Source organism: Streptomyces venezuelae, from assembly GCF_008642275.1.
GTDB classification, from domain to species: Bacteria; Actinomycetota; Actinomycetes; order Streptomycetales; family Streptomycetaceae; genus Streptomyces; species Streptomyces venezuelae_E.
In genome coordinates this window covers 5,826,040-5,847,071 of record NZ_CP029189.1, presented here as the reverse complement: position 1 = coordinate 5,847,071, position 21,032 = coordinate 5,826,040, and the positions used below count along the sequence as shown (strand labels likewise).

Below are 21,032 nucleotides of genomic sequence, written 5' to 3'. Positions count from 1 at the left end.
AAAGCCCAGGCCCCGGACAGGAACGCCGGCGCTGGTAACGACACGAGTCGCAGGAGGAGACCGCCTCCACGGTGTTCGGGCCAACCACGTTCGGGTCCGAGACGTCGGCGTCGGTGATGACGGCCGGAATCCCGCACTAGTCGAATGCGCTCATCCGGTTCAGGCCGCTACTGGAAGGGCGCGCAGGCGTTCGCGGAATTCACGGACGGCGGGGGCGTCGGCGTGGGGTTCGAGGTAGCCGCTGAACTTCGTCAGCCTGCTGCGGGCGCGGTCGGAGCGCACCTTCCCTTCGAGGAGGGCAAGGCCGATGGTGGCGGCGTCAAGAGCGCCGTCGAGGTCGCGGCTGGCGAGTCGGGCAGTGGCCAGGCGGCCGGACCGGACGGCCTTGTCGCGAGGGACGGCCTGGTCGACGGAGAGCGCGAGAGCGGTGGTGGCTCGCTCCGGGAATCCGGACCGGAGGAGGATCTTGCCCTCGGTGGACTTCAACTGGGCCTCGCCGTACCAGGCGAGCCAGTCGGGCTGATCGCCGTCCTGGTGCCCGCCGAAGCGGTCGTAGGCCCGGTTCAGTGCCTTCCCTGCGGCTTCATGCTGGCCGTCGCGGGAGAGCGCCTCGGCATGGTGCAGATGCAGGTACGAGGCAACGGCCGGGGGGAGCGCGGTGGGCGCGTTGTCGATGGCGGTGTCGATCAGGTTGACCCGTTGTGCGGTGTCGCCGCTGTCGGAGACGTGCACACCCATCTCGGCGAGCATGAATGCCCCGAACGCGGTGTCGTCGGCGGTACGGGAACTCCGCAAGGACGCCACGTAGTAGCGCTGGCCCAGCGAACGGAGCCCCTTGTCGTACGCCATCCACCCGGCCAGGTAGGACACGCGGGCCGCCATGCCGTACAGGCGCTGCTCGACGGCGCTGGTGTAGGTGCCGTGTTCGAGGAGGCTCGTGATCAGGGAGAGGTCGCCGGTCGCCTGCTCCAGTAGACGCGCACCGCCCATCTGGTCATCGAGGGTACGCAGGGTCGCGACGCGGGTTTCCAGGGTGGTGACCATGTCGTCGGTGACGCGGTCGCCTTCGACGGCCGACGCGAACGCCTCAGGTGCCGCGGCCCAGTTCGCCGCGACTCCCGCGAGCGCGGATCCTGTGATGGAAAGGAAGCCCCGTCGATCCATGTGTCCACTCCTGACCAGCTCGGCGAATACCGACACGGTACCGTCGCGGGTCCAGGGTGCGAGAAGGCTCGTTTTCTCCCACGCCGGCAGCCATCCCGGCCAGCCCAGCGACTTGATCAGGCCCCGGTCCACACCCAGCAGGTCAGCAAGAACGTGCTGGGCGTCCGCATCGGGCTCCTGCCCGTTCTCCCACTTCCACACCGTCGTCCGGTTCGTCGCCAGCGCAATCCCCAGCAGCCTTCCCCGTCGGCACAGTAGCCGGGCCAGCTCGGCCTTCCCCCACCCGTTGCGTTCCCGCACGTACGTCAACGGGTGCGTCGTCAGCGCGTTGTCCACGTGAAGTCACCTTCCCCTCAGGGCGTGCGACGAGGCTACGCGCCTGCGGGGAAACGGGGGTTTCTTCCGGCCTCGAAACCCCCTGGAAACGTTCCGCCGCGTGCGGCAGCGGCCGTTGAATCGTGCCGATTTCCGCAAGTAACTCCCCAAGACCGGCGGCTCTGCCCCTGTGCCACCCCCTTACCGGGAGCAGAGCCGTCTTCCACGACGACGGCAGGAGCACGACCGTGACCCCGACCAGCCGACTTCCCGGATCCCCCGACCGGTCCGGTGTCGAACTGCGCCGACACGGCCACCGGGGGCAGGAGCTTCGTCACTGAGGTGCGCCAGCGATTAGCCGTCCTCGTGTACGTCGTCTTCGTCACGGTCGGTGTCGTCGCCCTGGTCCTCGCCGGCCGCCCCGGCGGATAGGCCAGGCCCCCACTCTGCTGTCCGGGATACGCCTTGCGACATGCGAAAGGCACCGGATTCCACCAGGACTTCCCACGGGATCCCCCGCGGGACAACCAAGGAGAAAGGGAACACCGATGCGCGGACACATCGCATCCAACGAGAACACCGCTCCCGGCGGGGTGTCGGTCTACCACGCCACCCGGGACCGCATGGCGGACGTCTTCGGCGCTCGTGACGCCCGCGTGTGGCCCTCGGGCGAGGACACCTGCTCGAAGTGCTACAGCGTGACGCCGCCCGTCACCACCACGGCCGCCACCGCCTAGTCACGCCCACCGGGGGCCGGGCGCAGGAAGTGTCCGGCCCCTCCCAGACCGGAGGATGAACGTGGAGATGAAGGTTCTGACCGCCGAGCGCGGATCGATCCTCGACAAGTGCGTTGCGGCCAAGCCGAACATGGACGACGACCTCCGCAAGCGGCTGACGCTGCTGGAGGAGTACGACTTGGGGTTCCTGCTCCTGGGCCTGAGTCCGCGCCGGCTGCTGCGTGAGGGGCGGCTGTTCGACAACGAGCAGGTTCTCCCTCTGTTGCTGTGGTTCGGGCAGTGGGACAAGCACTGCCGCTACTGGGCCTCCGAGGTCATGCGGCAGTGGCTCGTGTTCAACCCCTCCGAAGGCGACTTCGAGGGCACCGACGACACCAAGGCCGTCGAGTTCCGCGACTACTTCTTCGAGAAGCACGCCATCCCGCTCATCGCGGAGTTCCGTCAGTACGTGGCGCTGTCCATGCTCTATCCCACGGAGCACAACGCGCCGTCCGGTCCCGTGGACATGGTCTGGCACGCGTTCATCCTCAACACCGAGCAGTACGAGGACTTCAGCCGCCGCATCTGGGTGGGGGCCGAGCACATGCCGCCCGAGGTCCCCGAAGAGGACTACGCCAAGATGCCCACGAGGAGCTGACGTGCGCGATCTCGAAGGTGCCCTGTCGACGTTCCATCGGGTGGGGTTCGCCATACTGCCGTCCCTTGTCCCGCGCGCCGCGGCCGGGCACCTTCGGGATCTGGTGGAGCAGCGCTACCAGGACCCGGCCACCCGCTCCGCAAGTCCCGAGCAGGATCTCCTGCGGGGAGATGTCAGCCTCATGCGGATGTTCGAGTACGACCGGGCATTCCGCGACATGATCGACTACACGCCGGTGGCCGACCTGGTGGACGGGATCCTCGGCCCCGACTGCCACATGATCTCCCAGAACGCGCTTCGCATCCCGCCCGGCCGGGGCATCACCAGGTGGCACATCGACGACGAGCTGTTCTTCCCCTTCCTGAACACCCTGCCGTCCATGGCTGACGCCGACCGCACCATCCCCTGCTACACCGTGAACGTCATGATCGCGCTCAGCAACATCGAGGACGAGCACCACGGGCCGACGCAGGTCATCCCCCGAAGTCACCTCTCCGGCCGCCGCCCGGCCTACACGCCCGATCTGCCCGACACGCCCGTATCCCTGCTGGCGCGAGCCGGCGACGCCTACCTCGTCAACAGCCAGACCTGGCACCGGGGTGCGCCGAACCAGTCCGACCGGACCCGCTATCTGCTGACCACGGCGTACGGGCGCCGGTTCGTCAGCCAGCGGTTCTACCCCTTCGTCAACTACCGCATGCCCGAAGACGTCCCGGCCGGAGCGTCCGGCCGGCTGACCCGATTGCTCGGACTTCACGAGAAAGGACCGTATGGGTGAGCGCATCATCCCTAAAGTGGCGGCCATGACTGCCACCTCCGTACGTCCGGACTGGGCGACCCTGCCCGACGCGGTACGCGCCCACGCAGAGCAACAGATGGGGTCTCCGGTCGTGGAGGCGCGGACCTGCGGCGGCGGGTACACGCCGGGCATGGCCTCACGGCTGCGGCTCGGGGACGGCCGCGAGGTGTTCCTCAAGGGCATGGACGGCGCGCACCCCTTCGCCCGGCAGTACGCGGACGAGGTGGCCGTCACCTCGTCGCTGCCTCGCGGTACAGGGCCGGAGGTGCTGTGGTGGTCGGCCCCCCGCGACGGCATGGAGTGGTGGCTGCTGTGCCTGGAGAGCGTGTCCGGGCAAGACCCCGACTTCAGCCCGGAGGGTGACGTCGAGGCCGCCGTCGCGGCTGTCGAGTCCGCAGGGAAGACGCTGACCCCCTGCCCGGTCGAAGACGCGGTTCCCGTGGAGGACGTCCTCGGGAAGTGGTTCACCGGCTGGGCCGACCTTCACGGCGAGGACGCCGAGGGACTCGATCCCTGGGCGGAGCGCCATCTGGAGAACCTCGTCGGCGTCGAGCAGCAGTGGAAGACCGCTGCCGGAGGCGACACCCTCGTCCACTGGGACATCCGGCCGGACAACATGATCCGCCGCCCCGACAACTCCGTGATCCTGATCGACTGGTCCTACCGCTTCCGGGGCGCCGACTGGATCGACCCCGCTCTCCTGGTCCCCGCGCTGATCGTGGGCGGCCACACCCCCGCCGAAGCCGAGGCCGCCGTGGCTCATCTGCCGCAGCCAGCCCCCGACGCGCTGACCGGGTTCGCCGCCGGGCTGGCCGGATACTGGATCTGGTGCTCCCGGCACCTCGATCCCCCTGGGGCGCCGTTCCTGCGGCAGAACCGTGCGGTCTACGGTGCCGCCGCGTTGTCGTGGCTCAGACACCGCACCGCCTGGGAGTAGGGAGACCACCACCATGACGTCCGCTGCCCGGCTTCCCCGGCTGATCGTCCTGCGGGGCAACTCGGGATCCGGTAAGACCGCCGTCGCCACCGAACTCCGCCACCGCCTCGGCCGCCGGCTCGCCGTCGTGGGACAGGACAACGTCCGCCGCGTGATCCTCAAGGAACGCGACACCCCCGGGGCCGCGAACATCGGGCTCATCGACACGATCACCCGCTACTCGCTGATCCACGGCTTCCACACCCTCGTCGAAGGCATCCTCAGCGCCACCCGCTACGGCGAGATGCTCCAGCAGCTTCACCGCGACCACGGCGGCCACTTCTTCTACCTCGACGTGCCCTTCGAAGAGACCCTCGCCCGCCACGCCACACGCCCGCAGGCCGCCGACTTCGGTGCGGACGAGATGGCCGACTGGTACCGCGCCCAAGACCTGCTGCCGGGGGTTCCGGAGCACGTCATCGGGCTGAAGTCGTCACTCAGCGAAACGGCGGACCTGATCATGTCGATCGCCGAGGTGGGCTGACCCCGCACACGGAGCGCCCCCTCCCGCACGGATGGGACAGGGGGCGCCGTTCATGAGGTGGTCAGGTCAAGCCTGGCCCCACCAGCACGGAGACCTCACCGAAGGGCTTCCCGGCGAACAAGGGGTCCTCCAGGTCCAGATCATCGGGCGTTCCAGAAGCCTTGGATTCGAATCCCGCGGATCGCCGCAGTGGCCGTCCCAAGGGTGAAGGAACTGCTCGGACTGGCTTCGAACATCCGCACACGGATCTGTTCCGGCCATCCCCGCCGCGCGAGGACTCCCCGCCGCACGTGTGGCCTGACGTTCGGGGGCGGGGCGTCGTCAGCGTGGGGTCGGGAGCCAGGTCGTGGGATCGGACGCCAACTGTTCGCCCGTCGCCAGGTTCTTCACCTCGTGCGCCGCCCCCTCCTCGAACGGCGGGAACCAGACGAACGGGATGCCCTTCCGGGACGCGTAGCGGACCTGCTTGGCCACCTTGTCGGCCTGGTGGTAGAGCTCGACGTTCATCCCGCGTCCGCGCAGGCGCGCCGCCGTGGCCTCGGCCTCGTTCCGGCGGTCGTCCCGCGGGAGCACCACGAGTACGTCGGTGGGGCACGTCGCGGGAGTCGCCAGAAGTCCCTCCGCCAGGAGTTTGGCGAAGATGCGCGTCAGTCCGATCGACATTCCCACCCCCGGGAGCCTGCGCCGGATGAAGGACCCGGCCAGGTTCTCGTAGCGCCCGCCGGAGCAAATGCTGCCGTAGTTGGGCCAGTCGACGAACTTCCCCTCATAGACCGTTCCCGTGTAGTAGTCGAGGCCACGGGCGATCGAGAGGTCGGCGACGACGCTACCGGCCGGCAGATCGCCGAGGGAGTCCAGCACGTGGCCCAGCTCGCCGAGACCTTCGGTGAGGAGCTCGGACGTCACGCCCAAGGCCTTGATTTCCTCCACGACGGCGGAACCGGTGCCCCGGATCCGGGCGAGCGCGAGGCAGGAATCCACGGTTCGTGCGGACAGGCCGACCTCGTCGGAAAGTATCTTCGCGACGCCCTCCGGGCCGACCTTGTCCAGCTTGTCGACGGCACGGATCACCGCCGCCGGATCGTCGACGCCGAGTCCTTCGTAGAAGCCCTGGAGGACCTTCCGGTTGTTGATGTCGATGGTCCACGCCGGGAGTTCCAGGCCGGTCAGGATCTCGTGGATCACGCGCGGCAGCTCGGCATCGAAGTGCGACGGCAGGTGGTCTACGTTGATCACGTCGATGTCGCACTGTGTGAATTCGCGGAACCGCCCGTCCTGAGCCCGCTCGCCGCGCCATACTCGCTGCATCTGATAGCGCTTGAAAGGGAACACGAGCTCGTTGAAGTGTTGGGCCGTGTAGCGCGCGAACGGCACCGTCAGATCGAAGTGGAGCCCGATCCGGGAGTCACTGGTGTCGTCGGCGTCTTCCTGAAGCCTGCGCAGTACGTACACCTCGTTGGAGGTTTCGCCCTTGGCGGTGAGTACGGAGAGGGGCTCGACCGAAGGGGTCTCGATCGAGCAGAACCCGTACCTCTCGAAACCCGCCCGAATGACATCGAGCCACTTCTGCTCGACCATGCGGATTCCGGGTAACCACTCGGGAAATCCACTGACGGGAACAGGTCGGACCAGGGGAGTTTCGTTCATCGGTGGCGCTCTCTCTTCACGGTGGGACGCACGACGGTCTCGTCACGGACGACTCGAACGCCGGCGACCAGCGTCTTATACGGACGGCATGTCATCAACCGACTTGAAACGGCGCCACCACACCGACCCGTCGAACCGCTCCCCCGTCGGCACCGCGCCGCCGCCCCGGCCCGACCGCAGCCGCACTCGCCCGGGTCCTGACCGTCGTCTGATCGGAGACCACCACATGAGCGCCAACTGGGTACCGGCCGATGAATACGTCAAGACCATCGCGCAGTCCACCAGCTACGCGGGCTTCTACTTCACCGACACCGCCGGCCGCCCCGTCCAACTCCGCTCAGCCCACAGCGCGGAGACCTGGCAGTGGCCGGGCGGCAACATGGACCTCGGCGAAACCCCGTGGGAGTGCGCCCTGCGCGAGTGCGTCGAAGAGACCGGAATCGTCTTCGACGGCCCGCAGAATCTCCTCGCGGTCCACTTCATCGTCCAGGGCGCCCACTGGCCGCTCAACAAGTTCGGCGTCATCTTCGACGGCGGGCAGCTCACCGGCGCACAGATCAAGGCCATCGTCCTCGATCCCGCCGAGCACACCGAACTGCGCGTCCACACCATGGAGGAGTGGAAAGAGATCATGAGCCCGGTCAGCTTCACCCGGCTCAAGGCCGCGGACGCCGCCCGGCGTACCGGGACCGTGGCTTACCTCGAACGCTGACCCCACCCGGCACGGCGCCCCGCCTCCGGCAGCACCGGAGAGCGGGGCATCACGACGGGGCATCACGACGGGGCATCCCTCAGGGGTTGTTCTGATCCGATCCGCCGGTCGGGCCCCAGCGGGCTGCCTCCAGAACCCCCGGTATGTCGCCGGCCCACCTGAACCGGTCCTCGTCCTCGTCCTGCTCCAGGACGCCGGCGGCCACGAGCTGGAGCAGGGTCTCGTGCAGGGCCCGGCCGACCGGGTTGTCGCTCCAGAAGACCCACTTCAGGGAGGTGAAGCCGTCGTGCTCGGCGAAGATGCCGAGCGCTCTTCCCACCTCGTACGCCGCACCGTCCGAGTCGGTCCAGTCCGCCAGTTTCTTCGAAAGATCCATCGGCCGATGGTGTCAGACCCCGTGCGGCAACCGGGTCGGACACCGGCCGGAGCGGCTCACGGCTTCGGCCGCTCCTGCGCGATGAGGCCGGCCACCTCGCGGAGGCGGCGGTAGTAGGCGTGGTCCTCCGGGGTTTCGAGCAGCGGCAGGACGTGGTCCAGGTCGGCCGTGCAGTCGCGCAGGATCCTGCGGTTCAGCTCGTCGAGGGAACCGCCCTCGCGCAGCCAGGTGATGACGCATCCCGCGGTGTAGGTGTCGAGCAGCACCATGTCGATGCCCTGGCCCTCTCCCCCCGCACGGGCGGGGAGCACCGCGCCGCGCTGCGCGGCGGGGAAGGGGGTGTCCATGTGGTCCTGCCAGAGGCGGGCCACGGTGTCGTACGCGGCGGTTCCGTTCATGCGGCCCATCGTCGTACACCGTGTGCGCGGACCCTACGCCGCCTGCGGGGTGAAGGGGTGGAGGGAGTCACCGCCGGGGCCGACGATGCCGTAGGTGCTCTCCGGTACCTCGTTCCAGGCGCCGGGGAGGTCGCCCAGGGGTTCGGAGACGACCAGGCGGGTTTCGTCGGAGACCTCCTGGAGGAACTCCATGTCGGGGTGCAGTTTGCGCAGCGTGTCCACGCGGCTGCTGTAGAACAGCGACCTCGACTCGTGCCGGCTGGAGTAGCGGAAGGCCCAGAGGTGTTCGCCGTCGCTGATGGCGAGCGTCATCTGGAGGGGGGACTCCACACCGTGTTCGCGCGCGACGCGCTCCACCACGCCCGCCATCCGGGCCACCGCGCCCGGCGGGTCCCCTTCCAGTCCGAAGGTGAGAGCGAGGTGGAACATCACCTCGGAGTCCGTCGTCCCCTCGACGTTCGGGTACAGCTCCGGGTCGATGAGCATCGTGAGTTCCCTGCGCATGCGGTGGAACTCGGCGATGGCCCCGTTGTGCATGAACATCCAGCGTCCGTGCCGGAAGGGGTGACAGTTCGTCTGCTGGACCGCCGTGCCCGTCGATGCCCGGATGTGGGCGAAGAACAGCGGGGAGCGGACGTGGTCCGCGAGCTCCCGCAGGTTGCGGTTGTTCCAGGCGGGGCCGATGTCCCTGAAGGTGGCCGGGGTCGCCAGGTCCTCCTGCGTGTACCACCCGACGCCGAAGCCGTCGCCGTTCGTCGTCTCCACACCAAGCCGGGAGTGCAGGCTCTGGTCGATCAGCGAGTGGGCCGGTTTGTAGAGGATGGTTTCGAGCAGCTGGGGTGTTCCCGAATACGCGAGCCACCGACACATGAGCCATCACCTCGGGGGTGCGACGCCGACAACCCCTCCATTGTGGCCGCGCCCCCTGCTGATCGCCACGCGGAACGGGTCGGGCCCCCGGAGGTGCGGACGGTGGTCATCCGGCCAGTCGTCGGCCTGATCGGACCGCGTCCTCGCCAGGTACGCGCGGGCGCGGCAGAATCGGGCTTCCGTAGGACGAAGGGGCGGCCATGGCAGTGGGAACGAACTCCGGAGCGGACACGGGGAAGGCGGTGCCCGGGCCGGCCGGGACGCCGTTGCTCGGGTCGCTCCTCGACCTGAAGTCCGACTCCCTCGGCACCTACCTGCGGGCCCGGCGCCAGCACGGCGACCTGGTACGGATCACGGCCGGGCCGCCCGGGATGCGCGCCGAGCTGTACTGCGTCTTCTCCCCCGCGGGCGTCCAGCAGGTGCTCGCCTCCGACGCCGCCCGCTTCCGCAAGGACAACCACTTCTACCAGGAGGTCCGGGAGTCCATCGGCAACGGGCTGCTGACCAGTCAGGACGAGGACTACCTGCGCCAGCGCCGGCTCGTGCAGCCGCTGTTCACCCGGCGCCGGGTGGACGGCTACGCCGAGGCGATAGCCGCCGAGACCGCTTCCGTCGTCTCCGCCTGGGGCGAGGCCCGCGACGGCATCGTGGACGTCTCCGACGAGATGACGCACCTCGCCCTGCGCGCCGTGGCCCGCATCCTCTTCGGCACCGACGTGGAGGCCGCCGCCGGTGTCGTGGCCGGATGCTTCCCGGTCATCACCGACTACGTGCTGCGCCGCGGCTACTCCCCCGTCAACGTCCCGCGCGCATGGCCCACCCCCGGCAACCGGCGCGCGGCCGCCGCGATGGACGAGCTGTACGGGGTGTGCGACGGGATCATCGCGGCGCGGCGGCGCGGCGGGGCCGGTACGGTGGCCGGGGCTCCCGGCGAGGACCTGCTGACGCTGCTCGCCGCCGCGAAGAGCTCGGACGACGGGGAGTTCGACGCCGCCGAACTGCGCGACCAGGTGCTGATCTTCCTGCTCGCCGGGCACGAGACGACCGCCACCTCCCTCTGCTTCGCCCTGCACCTGCTGGCCCGCCACCCCGGGGAACAGGACCGGGCCCGCGAGGAGATCTCCCGCGTGCTGGGCGGCCGTACGCCCGGCGCCGCCGACCTGGACCGGCTCCCGTACCTCACCCAGGTCCTCAAGGAGGCCATGCGGCTCTATCCGGCCGCACCGGTCATCGGGCGCAAGGCCGTCGCCGCCACCCGGATCGGGGAGCACACCGTCCCGGCGGGCGCGGACGTGATCCTGGCGCCCTGGGTGACGCACCGCGATCCCGCGTACTGGCCGGAGCCGGACCGCTTCGACCCCGGGCGCTTCACGCCCGAGGCGGAGGCGGGGCGGCCGCGTTACGCCTGGTTCCCCTTCGGCGGGGGTCCGCGCGCGTGCATCGGGCAGCACTTCTCGATGCTGGAGTCGGTGATCGCGCTGGCGATGATCCTGCGGGCCTACGCGTTCGAGGCCGTGGACACCGAGGTCCCGGTGGCCGCCGGAATCACTTTGAAGACGAACGGACCTGCGCGCTGCCGGATCCGGCGCCTGGACAATCCTCAGGGGGTGTCCGCCTAGGCCTTCTCTGCCGGATATTGGGATGCGGGCAGCTCAGGGCGGCTCTTAGGGTCGATGCCCGTGGAACCACTCACCGAGAAACAGATCCGCTCGTCCTTCGTGAACTGCACGAGGGGAGAGGCGGCGCGCATGCGGCTGCCGCTCGACTTCGCCGAACTGCCCTGGAAGGACCTGGACTTCCTGGGGTGGGTGGACCCAGGGGCGCCCCTGCGGGCCCACCTCGTACTGCCCCGGCAGGACGGCACCGGTCCGCTGGGGATCTCGCTGCGCGTACCGGCCGTCGGCCGGACCAGCGTGGTGAAGTCCAGCCTGTGCCAGATCTGCCTGACGGGTCACGCCTCCTCCGGGGTCACCCTGCTGGCCGCGCCACTGGCGGGCGCCCGGGGCCGCGAGGGCAACACGGTCGGTACGTACATCTGCGCCGACCTCGCCTGCCCCCTGTACGTACGCGGCAAGCGCCTGCCGAAGCTGCGCGCCGGGCGGTACGAGGAGTCCCTGACGCTGGACGAACGGCTCGCCCGGATGTCCGACAACCTGGACGCCTTCGCCGCCCGCGTCACCGCGGCGTAGCCGCGCCGCGGTCACCGGACCTCAGGTCCGGTCGGCCGCCGGCTTGTGGTTGCCCTGCAGGCGGGCGAGGTCCGAGGGGCGGACCTGGATGACGAACAGCGCGATCAGCGCTCCGACCAGGGTGAACAGGGAGGCCACGACGAAGGCCGAGCTGATGCCCGAGGTGAGGACCTGGTCGCCCCACGGTTTCGGGAGCTGGCCGGTGCGCTGGAAGAAGGCCTTCTGCACCGGGCCGGCGGTGGCGAGGAAGTCCGGTATCTGCTCCTTGCCCTCGTTGCGGCTCGCCGTGCCGTAGACGGTCACCAGGATCGACAGGCCCAGGGAGCCGCCCACCTGCTGCATCGTGTTCAGCAGCCCGGACGCGGCGCCCGACTCCCGGTCGGTGACGTTGGACAGGGCCATCAGCGTCAGCGAGACGAACTGCAGGCCCATGCCGAGGGCGAAGAGCAGCATCGGGCCCAGGATGCTGCCGAGGTACGTCGAGTCGACGTCGGTCTGGGTCAGCCAGGCGAGTCCGGCCGCCGAGGACAGCGCGCCGGTGACCATGAAGGGCTTGGGGCCGAACTTGGGCAGCAGCTTCGCCGTGGTCGCCGCGCCCACCGCGATCACCGCGCTGACCGGCAGGAAGGCGAGGCCGGCCTGGATCGGGCTGAAGCCCAGCACGATCTGCACGAAGAGGGTCAGGAAGAAGAACATGCCGAAGATCGCGCAGGCGAGCATGAGCATGATGCCGTAGGTCCCGGCCCGGTTGCGGTCCGCGAACATGTGCAGCGGGGTGATCGGCTGTGGCGAGCGCCGTTCGTTGAGGATGAAGAGGGTCAGCAGGACCACGGCCGCGCCGAAGGAGCCGAGGGTGACCGGGTCGCGCCAGCCTTCCTGGGACGCCCGGATGAAGCCGTAGACGAGCGAGACCATGCCGAGGGTGGACAGCAGCGCGCCCGCGAAGTCGAAGTGTCCCGGGTGGCGTTCGGACTCGCGCAGGACCTTGGTGGCCAGCACCGCGATCACGATGGCGATGGGGACGTTGACGAAGAGCACCCAGCGCCAGTCGAGCCATTCGACGAGGATGCCGCCCGCGAGGAGGCCGATCGCGCCGCCGGCGGCCGAGACGCCGGCGAACACGCCGAACGCCCGGTTGCGGGCCGGGCCTTCGCGGAAGGTGGTCGTGATCAGCGCGAGGGAGGTCGGCGAGGCGATGGCGCCGCCGACGCCCTGGAGGGCGCGCGCGCCCATCAGCTGGCCCTCGTTCTGGGCGAGTCCGCCGAGCAGTGAGGCGAGTCCGAAGAGCAGGACGCCGAAGATGAAGACACGTTTGCGGCCGAGGATGTCGCCGGTGCGGCCACCGAGGAGGAGCAGTCCGCCGAAGGCGAGGGTGTAGGCGTTGACGACCCAGGAAAGGCTCTCGGTCGAGAAGTCGAGGGCGGTCTGGATGTGCGGCAGCGCTATGTTCACGATCGTGATGTCGAGAACGACCATGAGTTGGCAGGAGGCGATCACGAACAGGGCGAGTCCGCTACCGCTTCCCTGGACCTTGCCTTCGGTCCCGCTGGTGCTCGGCGATGGGTTCGGATCCACCTTTTCGACGCTAAGCCCGCACCCTTGGGGTCACCACTCGAACAGCCTAGTAGTAGTGACATTTCACATGTCACACTACGATCATGGATGACTTCCTCAGGCTCTCCGCGCGCACGGCCCGCTTCACCCACGGAGCCCCGCGCGCCTTCTCCTTCGGGGACGACGGCCGGCTGCTCTGGTTCCTCCGGTCGACGGGCCCCACCGACGCCTTCGACTCCCTCTGGGTGCTCGACACCACCACCGGCGCCGAGACCCGGCTCGCCGATCCCCGCGAGCTGTGTCCCGAGCCCGGCCCCCTCCCCGCGGCCGAGCGCCGACTGCGCGAGCGGACCAGGCTCGTCGCCGCCGGCATCGGCTCGTACGCCCTCTCCGGCGACGGCCGCCACGCCGCCTTCGCCCTGTACGGGCGGCTCTTCGAGGTCTGCGCGGGCGGCGCCGGCACCCCCAAGGAGATCCCGGCCGCCGGACCCGCGCTGGACCCGCGGCCGAACGCCGACGGCTCGCGCACCGCGTACGTCGCCGACGACGTCCTGTACGTCGCCCCCGGCGGCCGGATCAGCCCGGACGACGGGGCCCGCTGGGGCCTCGCCGAATTCGCCGCGGCCGAGGAGCTGGGCCGCCACCGGGGCCACTGGTGGTCCCCGGACGGTGTCACCCTGCTGGCCGCCCGCGTCGACGAATCCGCCCTCCAGCGGCGCTGGTTCGCCGACCCGGCCCACCCGGAACTGCCCGCCGAGGACTTCGCCTACCCCGAGGCGGGCGGGCCCAACGCCGACGTCCAGCTGTGGGTGCTCGGCGAGGGCGGGACCCGGATACGGCTCGACTGGGACGCCGACACCTACCCGTACGTCTCCGACGCTGGCTGGGAGTCCGCCACCGAGATCCTGCTGACCGTCCAGGACCGGCTCCAGCGACGCGTCCTGCTGCTCTCCGCCGACCCGGCCACCGGCCGTACCCGGGAGCTGTCCCGCACCACGCACCCGCAGTGGGTGGACCCGCTGGTCCCCGGCACCCCGGCCCGCCTCGCCGACGGGCGGATGCTGACCTCGGCCGACACCCCGGGCGGCGCCGCCCGCGCCCTCGCGGTGGACGGCGCGCTCCTCACCGGGGACGGGATCCAGGTCCGCGGCGTGGCCGGGATCCACCAGGGCCTCCTGCTGATCGAGGCGGGCCTGCGCGACCCGTCCGAGCAGCAGGTGCTGCTGCTGGACCCGGCCACCGGGGAGCTGACCCCGGTCGCCGACGGGCCCGGCGTGCACACCGTGTCCGCGTCCGCCGGGACCCTGCTGCTGACCTGCGCCGACGCCGACGGGGTACGGCGCACCGTACGCACCCCCGACGGGCGCGAGTTCACCCCCGCCGACCTGTCCGAGCCGCTGCCCTACCGGGTGGACGCGGTCCTGGAGCGGGTCACCGAGCGCGGCATCCCCACCGCCCTCGTGCTGCCCCGCGGCCACGTCCCCGGCCGGCGCCTGCCCGTCCTGGTCGACGGCTACGGCGGCCCCGGCATGCAGGACGTCACCGCGGACCAGCGCCGCCGCCAGCACCGCCAGTGGTGGGCCGACCAGGGCTTCGCGGTGGTCACCGTCGACAACCGCGGCACCCCGTACGTCTCCCCCGCCTACACGCACGCCATGTACCGCGGCTTCTCCGAGGTCACCCTCGACGACCAGGTCGCGGCGCTCCACGCGCTCGCCGACCGCCATCCCGACCTCGACCTCGGCCGGGTCGGGGTGCGCGGCTGGTCGTACGGCGGCTACCTCGCGGCCATGGCGGTACTGCGGCGGCCGGACGTCTTCCACGCGGCAGCCGCCGGGGCCGCGCCGACCGACTTCCGGCACTACGACACCGCGTACACCGAGCGGTACCTGGGCCTCCCGCAGGACCACCCCGAGGTGTACGAGCGGGACTCCCTCCTCCCCGACGCCCCGGAGCTGTCCCGCCCCCTGCTGCTGATCACGGGCCTGGCCGACGACAACGTCCACCCGTCGCACACCCTGCGCCTGTCGCAGGCGCTGACGGACGCGGGCCGCCCGCACCAGCTCCTGGCCCTCCCCGGGGTCACCCACATGACCCCGGGCGGCACCCGGGAGAAGCTGATGGCGCTGGAACTGGAGTTCTTCCGCCGGGAACTGGCCTGAGCGCTGCCCTGACCGCCCGGCCGGCCACCGGCGGGGCCGCACGTACGGCGGTGCCCCGCAGACGCCTTCGTCTCCGGGGCACCGCCGCTTCCCGTGGGTCCCCGTCAGTCACCAGGGAAGTGGCAGGCCACCTCGCGGGAGGCGGCGGGTCGCAGCACCGGGCGCTCGGTGCGGCAGATCTGCTGCGCCTTGGGGCAGCGCGGGTGGAAGGTGCAGCCGGGGGGTGGAGCGGCCGGGCTCGGCGGGTCGCCGAGCAGCACGATCCGCTCCCGCCGCCGTTCCGCCGCCGGGTCGGGCAGCGGTACGGCGGACAGCAGCGCCCGGGTGTACGGGTGCTGCGGGTTCTCGTACAGGGACTTCTTGTCCCCGATCTCGACGATCCGGCCGAGGTACATGACGGCGACCCGGTCGCTGACCCGCTTGACCACCGACAGGTCGTGCGCGATGAACACGTAGGCGAGGCCGAGTTCGGCCCGTAGTCGTTCCATCAGGTTGACGATCTGCGCCTGCACCGAGACGTCCAGCGCGGAGACCGGCTCGTCGGCGACGATCAGGCGGGGGCTGGTGGACAGCGAGCGGGCGATGCCGATGCGCTGGGCCTGGCCACCGGAGAACTCGTGCGGGTAGCGGTCGATGTGCTCCGGGATCAGTCCGACGAGCTCCATCAGCTCGGCGGCCCGGCGGCGGGCGTCCGCCGCGCTCCAGCCCTGCACCAGCAGCGGGTCCGAGATGATCCGGGCCACGGTCTGCCGGGGGTTGAGCGAGGAGTGCGGGTCTTGGAAGACCATCTGGATGTGCCTGCGCAGCGGGCGCATGGCGGACGGGGAGAGGCGGCTGATGTCCTTGCCCTCGAAGACGACCCGGCCCGCGGTGGGCTCCAGCAGCCGGACCAGCATCCGGCCGGTGGTGGACTTCCCGCAGCCCGACTCCCCGACCAGGCCCAGGGTCTGCCCGGCCGCCAGGTCGAAGGAGACCCCGTCGACGGCGCGCACGGGCGCCCCCCGGCGCCCGGTCACGGACCGCCGGCCGGGGAAGGTCATGGTGAGGTCCTGTACGGACAGCAGTGGCACGGCCGCGCCGGGCCCGGCGGCTGCTTGGGCTCCGGCCGCGGTCCGGGCTGCGGCGTTCACGGACGGCTCGGCTCCGACGGTCATCGGGACACCCCCGGGGCGGTCGAAGGGAACCCGGGCGCGGATCCGCCCGGAGGGGTCGCGGCGGATCCCGCGAAGTGGCAGGCGGCCAGCCGTCCCCGCGCACCGTACGGGCGGAGTCCGGGCCGCTCGCCCGAGCAGCGCGCCCCGCGCTCGTCCGGGTCGGCGGCGGCCACGGGGCAGCGCGGGGCGAAGGCGCAGCCGGGGGCGGGTGCGAGCAGGGAGGGCGGGGAGCCGGGGATGAAGGGCAGGGGGACGTCGTCGGCGGTGTCGAGGCGGGGCAGCGAGTCGAGCAGTCCCCGGGTGTAGGGGTGGGCGGGGTCGGTGAACAGGTCGTCGGCCGGGGCCTGTTCGGCGGCGCGGCCGCCGTACATCACGAGCACCTCGTGGGCGACGCGGGCGACGACGCCCAGGTCGTGGGTGATCATCACGACGCCGAGTCCGCGGTCCTGCTGGAGCCGGGCGATCAGCTCCAGGATCTGCGCCTGCACGGTGACGTCCAGGGCGGTGGTCGGCTCGTCGGCGATCAGCAGGTCCGGCTCGCAGGCCAGGGCCATGGCGATCATCGCGCGCTGGCGCATGCCGCCGGAGAACTGGTGGGGGTACTCCCCGGCGCGGCGGGCCGGTTCGGGGATGCCGACCTCGCCGAGCATGTCGACGGCGCGTCTGCGGGCTGCGGCCCGGCCGGCCTTGAAGTGCACGCGGTAGTGCTCGGCGATCTGCTCGCCGACCGTGTAGTAGGGGTGCAGGCTGGAGAGCGGGTCCTGGAAGATCATGGCCATCCGGCGGCCTCGGATCCTGGACAGCTCGCGCTCCGGGAGCCCGGTCAGCTCGCGCCCGTCGAGGGCCACGGATCCGCCGACCTCGACGGGCCCCCGGTGCAGGCCCATGACGGCGAGCGAGGTGACGGACTTGCCGGAGCCGGACTCGCCGACGATGCCGAGGGTGCGGCCGGCCTCGACGGTGAAGCCGACCGAGTCGACGGCCCGTACGGTGCCGTGTCCGGTGGTGAAGGTGACGCGCAGGTCGCGTACTTCGAGAAGGGGAGCCTCCGCGGCCATTCAGTACCTCACTCGCGGGTCGATGACGGCGTACAGGAGGTCGACGAGGAGGTTGGCGACGACGATGAAGAAGGCGGCGAGGAGGGTGACGCCGAGGACCACGGGCTGGTCGGAGTTGACCAGCGCGCCGTAGAACAGCCGCCCGATGCCGGGGAGTCCGAAGATGGACTCGGTGATGACGGCTCCGGCGAGCAGTCCGCCGAGGTCCATGCCGAAGATGGTGAGGATCGGGGTCATGCCGGAGCGCAGCCCGTGTTTGACGACGACGGTGCGCTCGGGCATGCCCTTGGCCCGGGCGGTACGGATGTACGGCTCGGCCATCGCCTCGATCATCGAGCCGCGGCTCTGGCGCGCGTACATGGCCGCGTAGAGCAGGGCGAGCGCGATCCAGGGCAGGGTCAGGTTCGCGGCCCAGGCGAGCGGGTCGTCGGTGAAGGCCTGGTAGGTGGGGTAGGGCAGGAGGCCGGCGACGCGGATGACGCCGTAGATGAGCATCACGGAGGTGAAGTACACGGGCAGGGAGGCTGCGGCGACGGCGCCGACCATCAGGGCCTTGTCGGTGGCGGTGTCCTTGCGCAGGGCGGCGGTGACCCCGGCGCCGAGGCCCAGGAGCAGCCACAGCACGGCGGCGCCCACGGCGAGGGAGGCGGAGACCGGGAGCCGGTCCGTCAGCAGGTCCCACACGGGCAGCGAGTTCTCGTAGCTGTAGCCGAGGCACGGGAAGTCGCAGTCGACGGCGTACTGGCCGGTGCCCAGGGTGCGGCCGGTGAAGATGCCGGTGAGGAAGTCGGTGAACTGTCGCCACAGGGGCTGGTCGAGGCCCAGGTACGTGCGTACGTCGGCCAGGCGTTCGGCGCTGCAGGTCTTGCCGCAGGCGGCCGCGGCCGGGTCGGCGGGCAGCACGTAGAAGATGAGGAAGGTGACGGCGGCGATGGCGAGGAGCACGCCGGCGAGGGCGAGCAGCCGGCGGGCGAGGTAGAGGATCAAGTGCGGCCGCCCCTCGGGTCGAGGATGTCGCGCAGGGCGTCGCCGAGCAGCGTGAAGGCGAGCACGGCGAGGAAGAGGAAGACGCTGGGGATGACGAAGTACATGGGGTCGGTCTCGTAGTAGGCCACGGACTCGGCGATCATCTGGCCCCAGGAGGGGGTGGGCGGACGGACGCCGACGCCGAGGTAGCTGAGGGCGGCCTCGGTGCTGATCATTCCGGGGATCAGCAGGGTCGTGTAGGCGATGACCGGGCCCGAGACGCCCGGGAGGATGTCGCGGGTCAGGATCCGCCAGGGGCCGGAGCCGCCGACGCGGGCGGCGTCGACGTACTCGCGGTGTTTGAGGGAGAGGGTCTGGCCGCGGACCACGCGGGCGACGCCGGGCCAGCCGAAGACGCCGATGACGGTGGTCATGAGGACGATCCGGTTGACGTCCTTGGCCACGGACAGCATCGCGATCATGAAGATCAGCGAGGGGAAGGACATGGTCAGGTCCATGAGCCGGGACAGGACCGTGTCGGTGCGGCCGCCGAAGTAGCCGGCGGCGATCCCGGCGGCCGTGCCGGCGACCACCACGATGGCGGTGGCGGCGAAGGCGATCAGGAGGGAGACCTGGGCGCCGTGGATCACACGGGCGAACAGGTCGCGGCCGGTGACGGGTTCGACCCCGAGCCAGTGTTCGGGGCTGATGCCGCCGAGGGCGCCGAGCGGCTGGCCGCCGAGGTAGGGGTCGATGGCGGTCTTGTCGAACTCGTTCGGGGACCAGCCGCCGAGGGCGCCCAGCCAGGGGGCGGTGGCGGCCATCAGGACGAAGAGGAGGACGACGCCGAGGCTGGCGCGGACGGCGGGACGGCGGCGCAGTTCCCGCCGGGCGAGCTGCCAGGGGCTGCTGCCGGGCGCTGCCGCGGGCCGGACGGTGGCGGCATCGGGGGCGGGGGCGGCGTCCGGGGCCGGGGGGCCTGCGGTGGCCCGGTGTGCCCGGTCCTCCGGGACCGGTGCGGTGGTGGTCATGGTGTCGGGGGCTCCGGATTCCTCAGCCCTGGCTCTTCGAGGGGTCCTTGAGGCCGACGGTCCCGTAGTCGATGGTGCCGGTCCACACGGGGTGGCCGAAGGCGCCCGCGATGTTGGTGCCGACGAGGAGCGGCTTGCGCTCCAGGAGGAGCGGGACGTTCGGGGACTTGGCCATCAGGGCGGCGTCGAGGTCGATCCAGGCCTGGTTGGCCTCCTTGGCGTCGGCCATGGCGTTGATCTCGTCGATCCGCTTCATGGTCGCCTCGTCGCGGAACTGGCTGTAGTTGCCCTGGTTGCCCTTCTCCTTGATGGTGCGTCCGTCGAAGACGAACGGGATCCAGGTGGAGCCGGAGGGGTAGTCGGGGCACCAGCCGGTGAGGGTCATGTCGGGCGTGGTGGAGAGGTCGCCGATGACGTCGTAGTAGGCCCCCGGGTCGACGGTGTCGATGACGACCTCGATGCCTGCGCGGGACAGGCCCTGCTGGATGGCCTCGGCCTTGCCCTTGTCGCCGGTGGAGACGGACAGGGACACCTTGAGGCTCTCCTTGCCGGCGGCCTTGAGGAGTTCCCTGGCCTTGGCCGGGTCGCCGGCCGGGGCGATCTTCAGTACGTCGGCCTGCTTGCCTCCGGAGAGGGCCGGGGGCAGGTAGGCGGTGGCGACCTCGTTGAGGGCCGGGCCGCCGCCCGCGGTGACGACGGCCTCCTTGTCGACGGCGTACTGCATGGCCTCGCGGACCTTCGGGTCGTCGAAGGGGGCGCGGGAGTTGTTCAGGTGGAGCATCTCCGTGCAGCCCTGTGACTCGGCGAGCAGCCGGGCCTTGACCTCCGGCTTGGGCAGCACCTTGGGGGCGCTCTCGGGGCGCATGTCGGCGTACTGGACGGTGGAGGCGTCGGCGCCCTCGCCGGCGATGATCCGGTCGTCGATCTGGCCGCCCTTGAGGCCCATGACGACGACGAACTTGTCCGGGTAGGCCTTGCGGACGGTGTCGGTGCCCGGGTCCCAGTGCTCGTTGCGGACCAGGACCAGCTTCTTGTCGCGGTCGTACGACTCGATCTTGTACGGGCCGGAGGAGAACGGGCGGGCGTCGTACTGGGTGCCCTTCTCCTGGGACTGGGGCACGGGGGCGAAGGTCGGCAGGGTGGCGGTCGCGGAGAACTCGGCGACCGGGCGCTTCAGTTCGAAGACGATCGTGCGGTCGTCGGGCGTCTTGACGGAGTCCAGGTGCTGCCCCTGGAGCGGGCCCTTGTAGCCCTCGGTCCCGGCCAGGTACTGGGCGGCGTAGTCGGGGCCGCCGGTGAGGTCGGGGCTGAAGGAGCGCTCGACGTTGTACTTGACGTCCTGGGCCCTGACCGGGCTGCCGTCCTCGTACTTCACGCCCTCCTTGAGGGTGAAGGTCCAGGTGCGGCCGCCGTTGGAGGAGGTGCCGAGGTCGGTGGCGAGGTCGGGGACCAGCTCGCTGCCCGCCTTGCCGGGCTCGGCCTTGAAGGTGACGAGCGTGCGGTAGAGCAGCCGGGTGCCGAAGTCCATGGTCGGCATCGTCCAGTTGCGGGCGGGGTCGAGGTGCGCGAAGTCCTGGTTGGACAGGACGGTCAAGGTGCCGCCCTTGACGGGGGTTCCGCCGAGGATCTTGCCGTCGTTGGCGGCGGCGGGGTTGGAAGCGCCCGAGCCGGCCGTGCCCTTCTTGGTGCCGGAGCAACCCGAGGCGCCGAGTGCGAGAGCGGCCACCAGGGCGGTGGCGAGGGCGAGTTGGGTGCGCTTGGTCATGGTCACTCCAGGGAAGGGCCGCGCTCTAGGATGTGACC

The 21,032-nt window shown here is 70.7% G+C and carries 20 protein-coding genes; 9 read left to right on the top strand and 11 right to left on the bottom strand.

The features are described from left to right. Window positions 1-159 precede the first annotated feature (159 nt). The gene (locus tag DEJ51_RS26010) at window positions 160-1,500 is read right to left on the bottom strand and encodes a transcriptional regulator (protein WP_150260028.1); all 1,341 of its coding nucleotides are present in this window, start codon (window positions 1,498-1,500) and stop codon (window positions 160-162) included. A 527-nt stretch (window positions 1,501-2,027) separates the two neighbouring features. Here DEJ51_RS26010 and DEJ51_RS26005 point away from each other — a divergent pair. From DEJ51_RS26005 to DEJ51_RS25990, 5 genes are all read left to right on the top strand, one after another. Further along, the gene (locus DEJ51_RS26005) at window positions 2,028-2,216 is read left to right on the top strand and encodes a hypothetical protein (protein ID WP_150260027.1); all 189 of its coding nucleotides are present in this window, start codon (window positions 2,028-2,030) and stop codon (window positions 2,214-2,216) included. A gap of 67 nt (window positions 2,217-2,283) precedes the next feature. Next, on the top strand, window positions 2,284-2,853 hold the full coding sequence (locus DEJ51_RS34650) for a hypothetical protein (RefSeq protein WP_190620639.1): 570 nt from the start codon (window positions 2,284-2,286) through the stop codon (window positions 2,851-2,853). A 1-nt stretch (window position 2,854) separates the two neighbouring features. Beyond that, window positions 2,855-3,631 carry a phytanoyl-CoA dioxygenase family protein gene (locus DEJ51_RS26000; protein WP_190620637.1) on the top strand — a complete coding sequence of 259 codons (777 nt, stop codon included), beginning with the start codon at window positions 2,855-2,857 and terminating at the stop codon, window positions 3,629-3,631. A 25-nt stretch (window positions 3,632-3,656) separates the two neighbouring features. Then, window positions 3,657-4,589: a phosphotransferase gene (locus tag DEJ51_RS25995; protein WP_190620634.1), complete on the top strand. Its 933-nt coding sequence runs from the start codon at window positions 3,657-3,659 to the stop codon at window positions 4,587-4,589. 13 nt (window positions 4,590-4,602) lie between these two features. Further along, complete coding sequence (locus DEJ51_RS25990; protein ID WP_150260025.1) at window positions 4,603-5,112, top strand: zeta toxin family protein; 510 nt, start codon at window positions 4,603-4,605, stop codon at window positions 5,110-5,112. Window positions 5,113-5,433: 321 nt separating this feature from the next. Here DEJ51_RS25990 and hisS read toward each other — a convergent pair whose 3' ends face one another. Then, entirely contained in the window at window positions 5,434-6,759 is a 1,326-nt protein-coding gene (gene hisS / locus DEJ51_RS25985) for a histidine--tRNA ligase (protein WP_150260024.1), read from the bottom strand. Window positions 6,760-6,985: 226 nt separating this feature from the next. Between hisS and DEJ51_RS25980 the strand changes: the two genes are divergently transcribed. Then, window positions 6,986-7,471: an NUDIX domain-containing protein gene (locus tag DEJ51_RS25980; protein WP_150260023.1), complete on the top strand. Its 486-nt coding sequence runs from the start codon at window positions 6,986-6,988 to the stop codon at window positions 7,469-7,471. Between the two features lie 79 nt (window positions 7,472-7,550). Here the strand turns inward: DEJ51_RS25980 and DEJ51_RS25975 are convergent, their stop codons facing one another. The 3 genes from DEJ51_RS25975 to DEJ51_RS25965 are packed head-to-tail and all read right to left on the bottom strand — an operon-like array spanning window position 7,551 to window position 9,115. After that, window positions 7,551-7,847: a hypothetical protein gene (locus DEJ51_RS25975; RefSeq protein WP_150260022.1), complete on the bottom strand. Its 297-nt coding sequence runs from the start codon at window positions 7,845-7,847 to the stop codon at window positions 7,551-7,553. A 56-nt stretch (window positions 7,848-7,903) separates the two neighbouring features. Then, window positions 7,904-8,245: a hypothetical protein gene (locus DEJ51_RS25970; RefSeq protein WP_150260021.1), complete on the bottom strand. Its 342-nt coding sequence runs from the start codon at window positions 8,243-8,245 to the stop codon at window positions 7,904-7,906. 33 nt (window positions 8,246-8,278) lie between these two features. After that, window positions 8,279-9,115 (bottom strand): class II glutamine amidotransferase, encoded by an 837-nt coding sequence (locus DEJ51_RS25965; protein ID WP_150260020.1) that lies wholly within the window; start codon window positions 9,113-9,115, stop codon window positions 8,279-8,281. Window positions 9,116-9,315: 200 nt separating this feature from the next. On the opposite strand from DEJ51_RS25965, the gene DEJ51_RS25960 reads away from it, so the two are divergent. Both DEJ51_RS25960 and DEJ51_RS25955 read left to right on the top strand, forming a co-directional pair. Next, the gene (locus DEJ51_RS25960) at window positions 9,316-10,734 is read left to right on the top strand and encodes a cytochrome P450 (protein ID WP_150260019.1); all 1,419 of its coding nucleotides are present in this window, start codon (window positions 9,316-9,318) and stop codon (window positions 10,732-10,734) included. Window positions 10,735-10,794: 60 nt separating this feature from the next. Further along, window positions 10,795-11,304 carry an FBP domain-containing protein gene (locus DEJ51_RS25955; protein WP_150260018.1) on the top strand — a complete coding sequence of 170 codons (510 nt, stop codon included), beginning with the start codon at window positions 10,795-10,797 and terminating at the stop codon, window positions 11,302-11,304. Between the two features lie 21 nt (window positions 11,305-11,325). Here the strand turns inward: DEJ51_RS25955 and DEJ51_RS25950 are convergent, their stop codons facing one another. After that, the gene (locus DEJ51_RS25950; RefSeq protein ID WP_150260017.1) at window positions 11,326-12,879 is read right to left on the bottom strand and encodes an MFS transporter; all 1,554 of its coding nucleotides are present in this window, start codon (window positions 12,877-12,879) and stop codon (window positions 11,326-11,328) included. 83 nt (window positions 12,880-12,962) lie between these two features. Between DEJ51_RS25950 and DEJ51_RS25945 the strand changes: the two genes are divergently transcribed. Beyond that, entirely contained in the window at window positions 12,963-15,020 is a 2,058-nt protein-coding gene (locus DEJ51_RS25945; RefSeq protein ID WP_150260016.1) for a S9 family peptidase, read from the top strand. A 104-nt stretch (window positions 15,021-15,124) separates the two neighbouring features. Here the strand turns inward: DEJ51_RS25945 and DEJ51_RS25940 are convergent, their stop codons facing one another. The 5 genes from DEJ51_RS25940 to DEJ51_RS25920 form a co-directional block, all read right to left on the bottom strand. Further along, a complete protein-coding gene (locus DEJ51_RS25940; RefSeq protein ID WP_190621005.1) occupies window positions 15,125-16,060 on the bottom strand; it encodes an ABC transporter ATP-binding protein in 936 nt (311 codons plus the stop codon). Between the two features lie 110 nt (window positions 16,061-16,170). Then, complete coding sequence (locus DEJ51_RS25935) at window positions 16,171-17,232, bottom strand: ABC transporter ATP-binding protein (RefSeq protein WP_150260015.1); 1,062 nt, start codon at window positions 17,230-17,232, stop codon at window positions 16,171-16,173. Next, window positions 17,233-18,219 carry an ABC transporter permease gene (locus DEJ51_RS25930; protein ID WP_150260014.1) on the bottom strand — a complete coding sequence of 329 codons (987 nt, stop codon included), beginning with the start codon at window positions 18,217-18,219 and terminating at the stop codon, window positions 17,233-17,235. Continuing rightward, a complete protein-coding gene (locus DEJ51_RS25925; RefSeq protein WP_150260013.1) occupies window positions 18,216-19,229 on the bottom strand; it encodes an ABC transporter permease in 1,014 nt (337 codons plus the stop codon). Before DEJ51_RS25925 ends, DEJ51_RS25930 begins: the two co-directional genes overlap by 4 nt. A gap of 22 nt (window positions 19,230-19,251) precedes the next feature. Beyond that, window positions 19,252-20,994, bottom strand: coding sequence for an ABC transporter substrate-binding protein (locus tag DEJ51_RS25920; protein WP_150260012.1), 1,743 nt, complete (start codon window positions 20,992-20,994; stop codon window positions 19,252-19,254). Window positions 20,995-21,032: the final 38 nt, after the last annotated feature.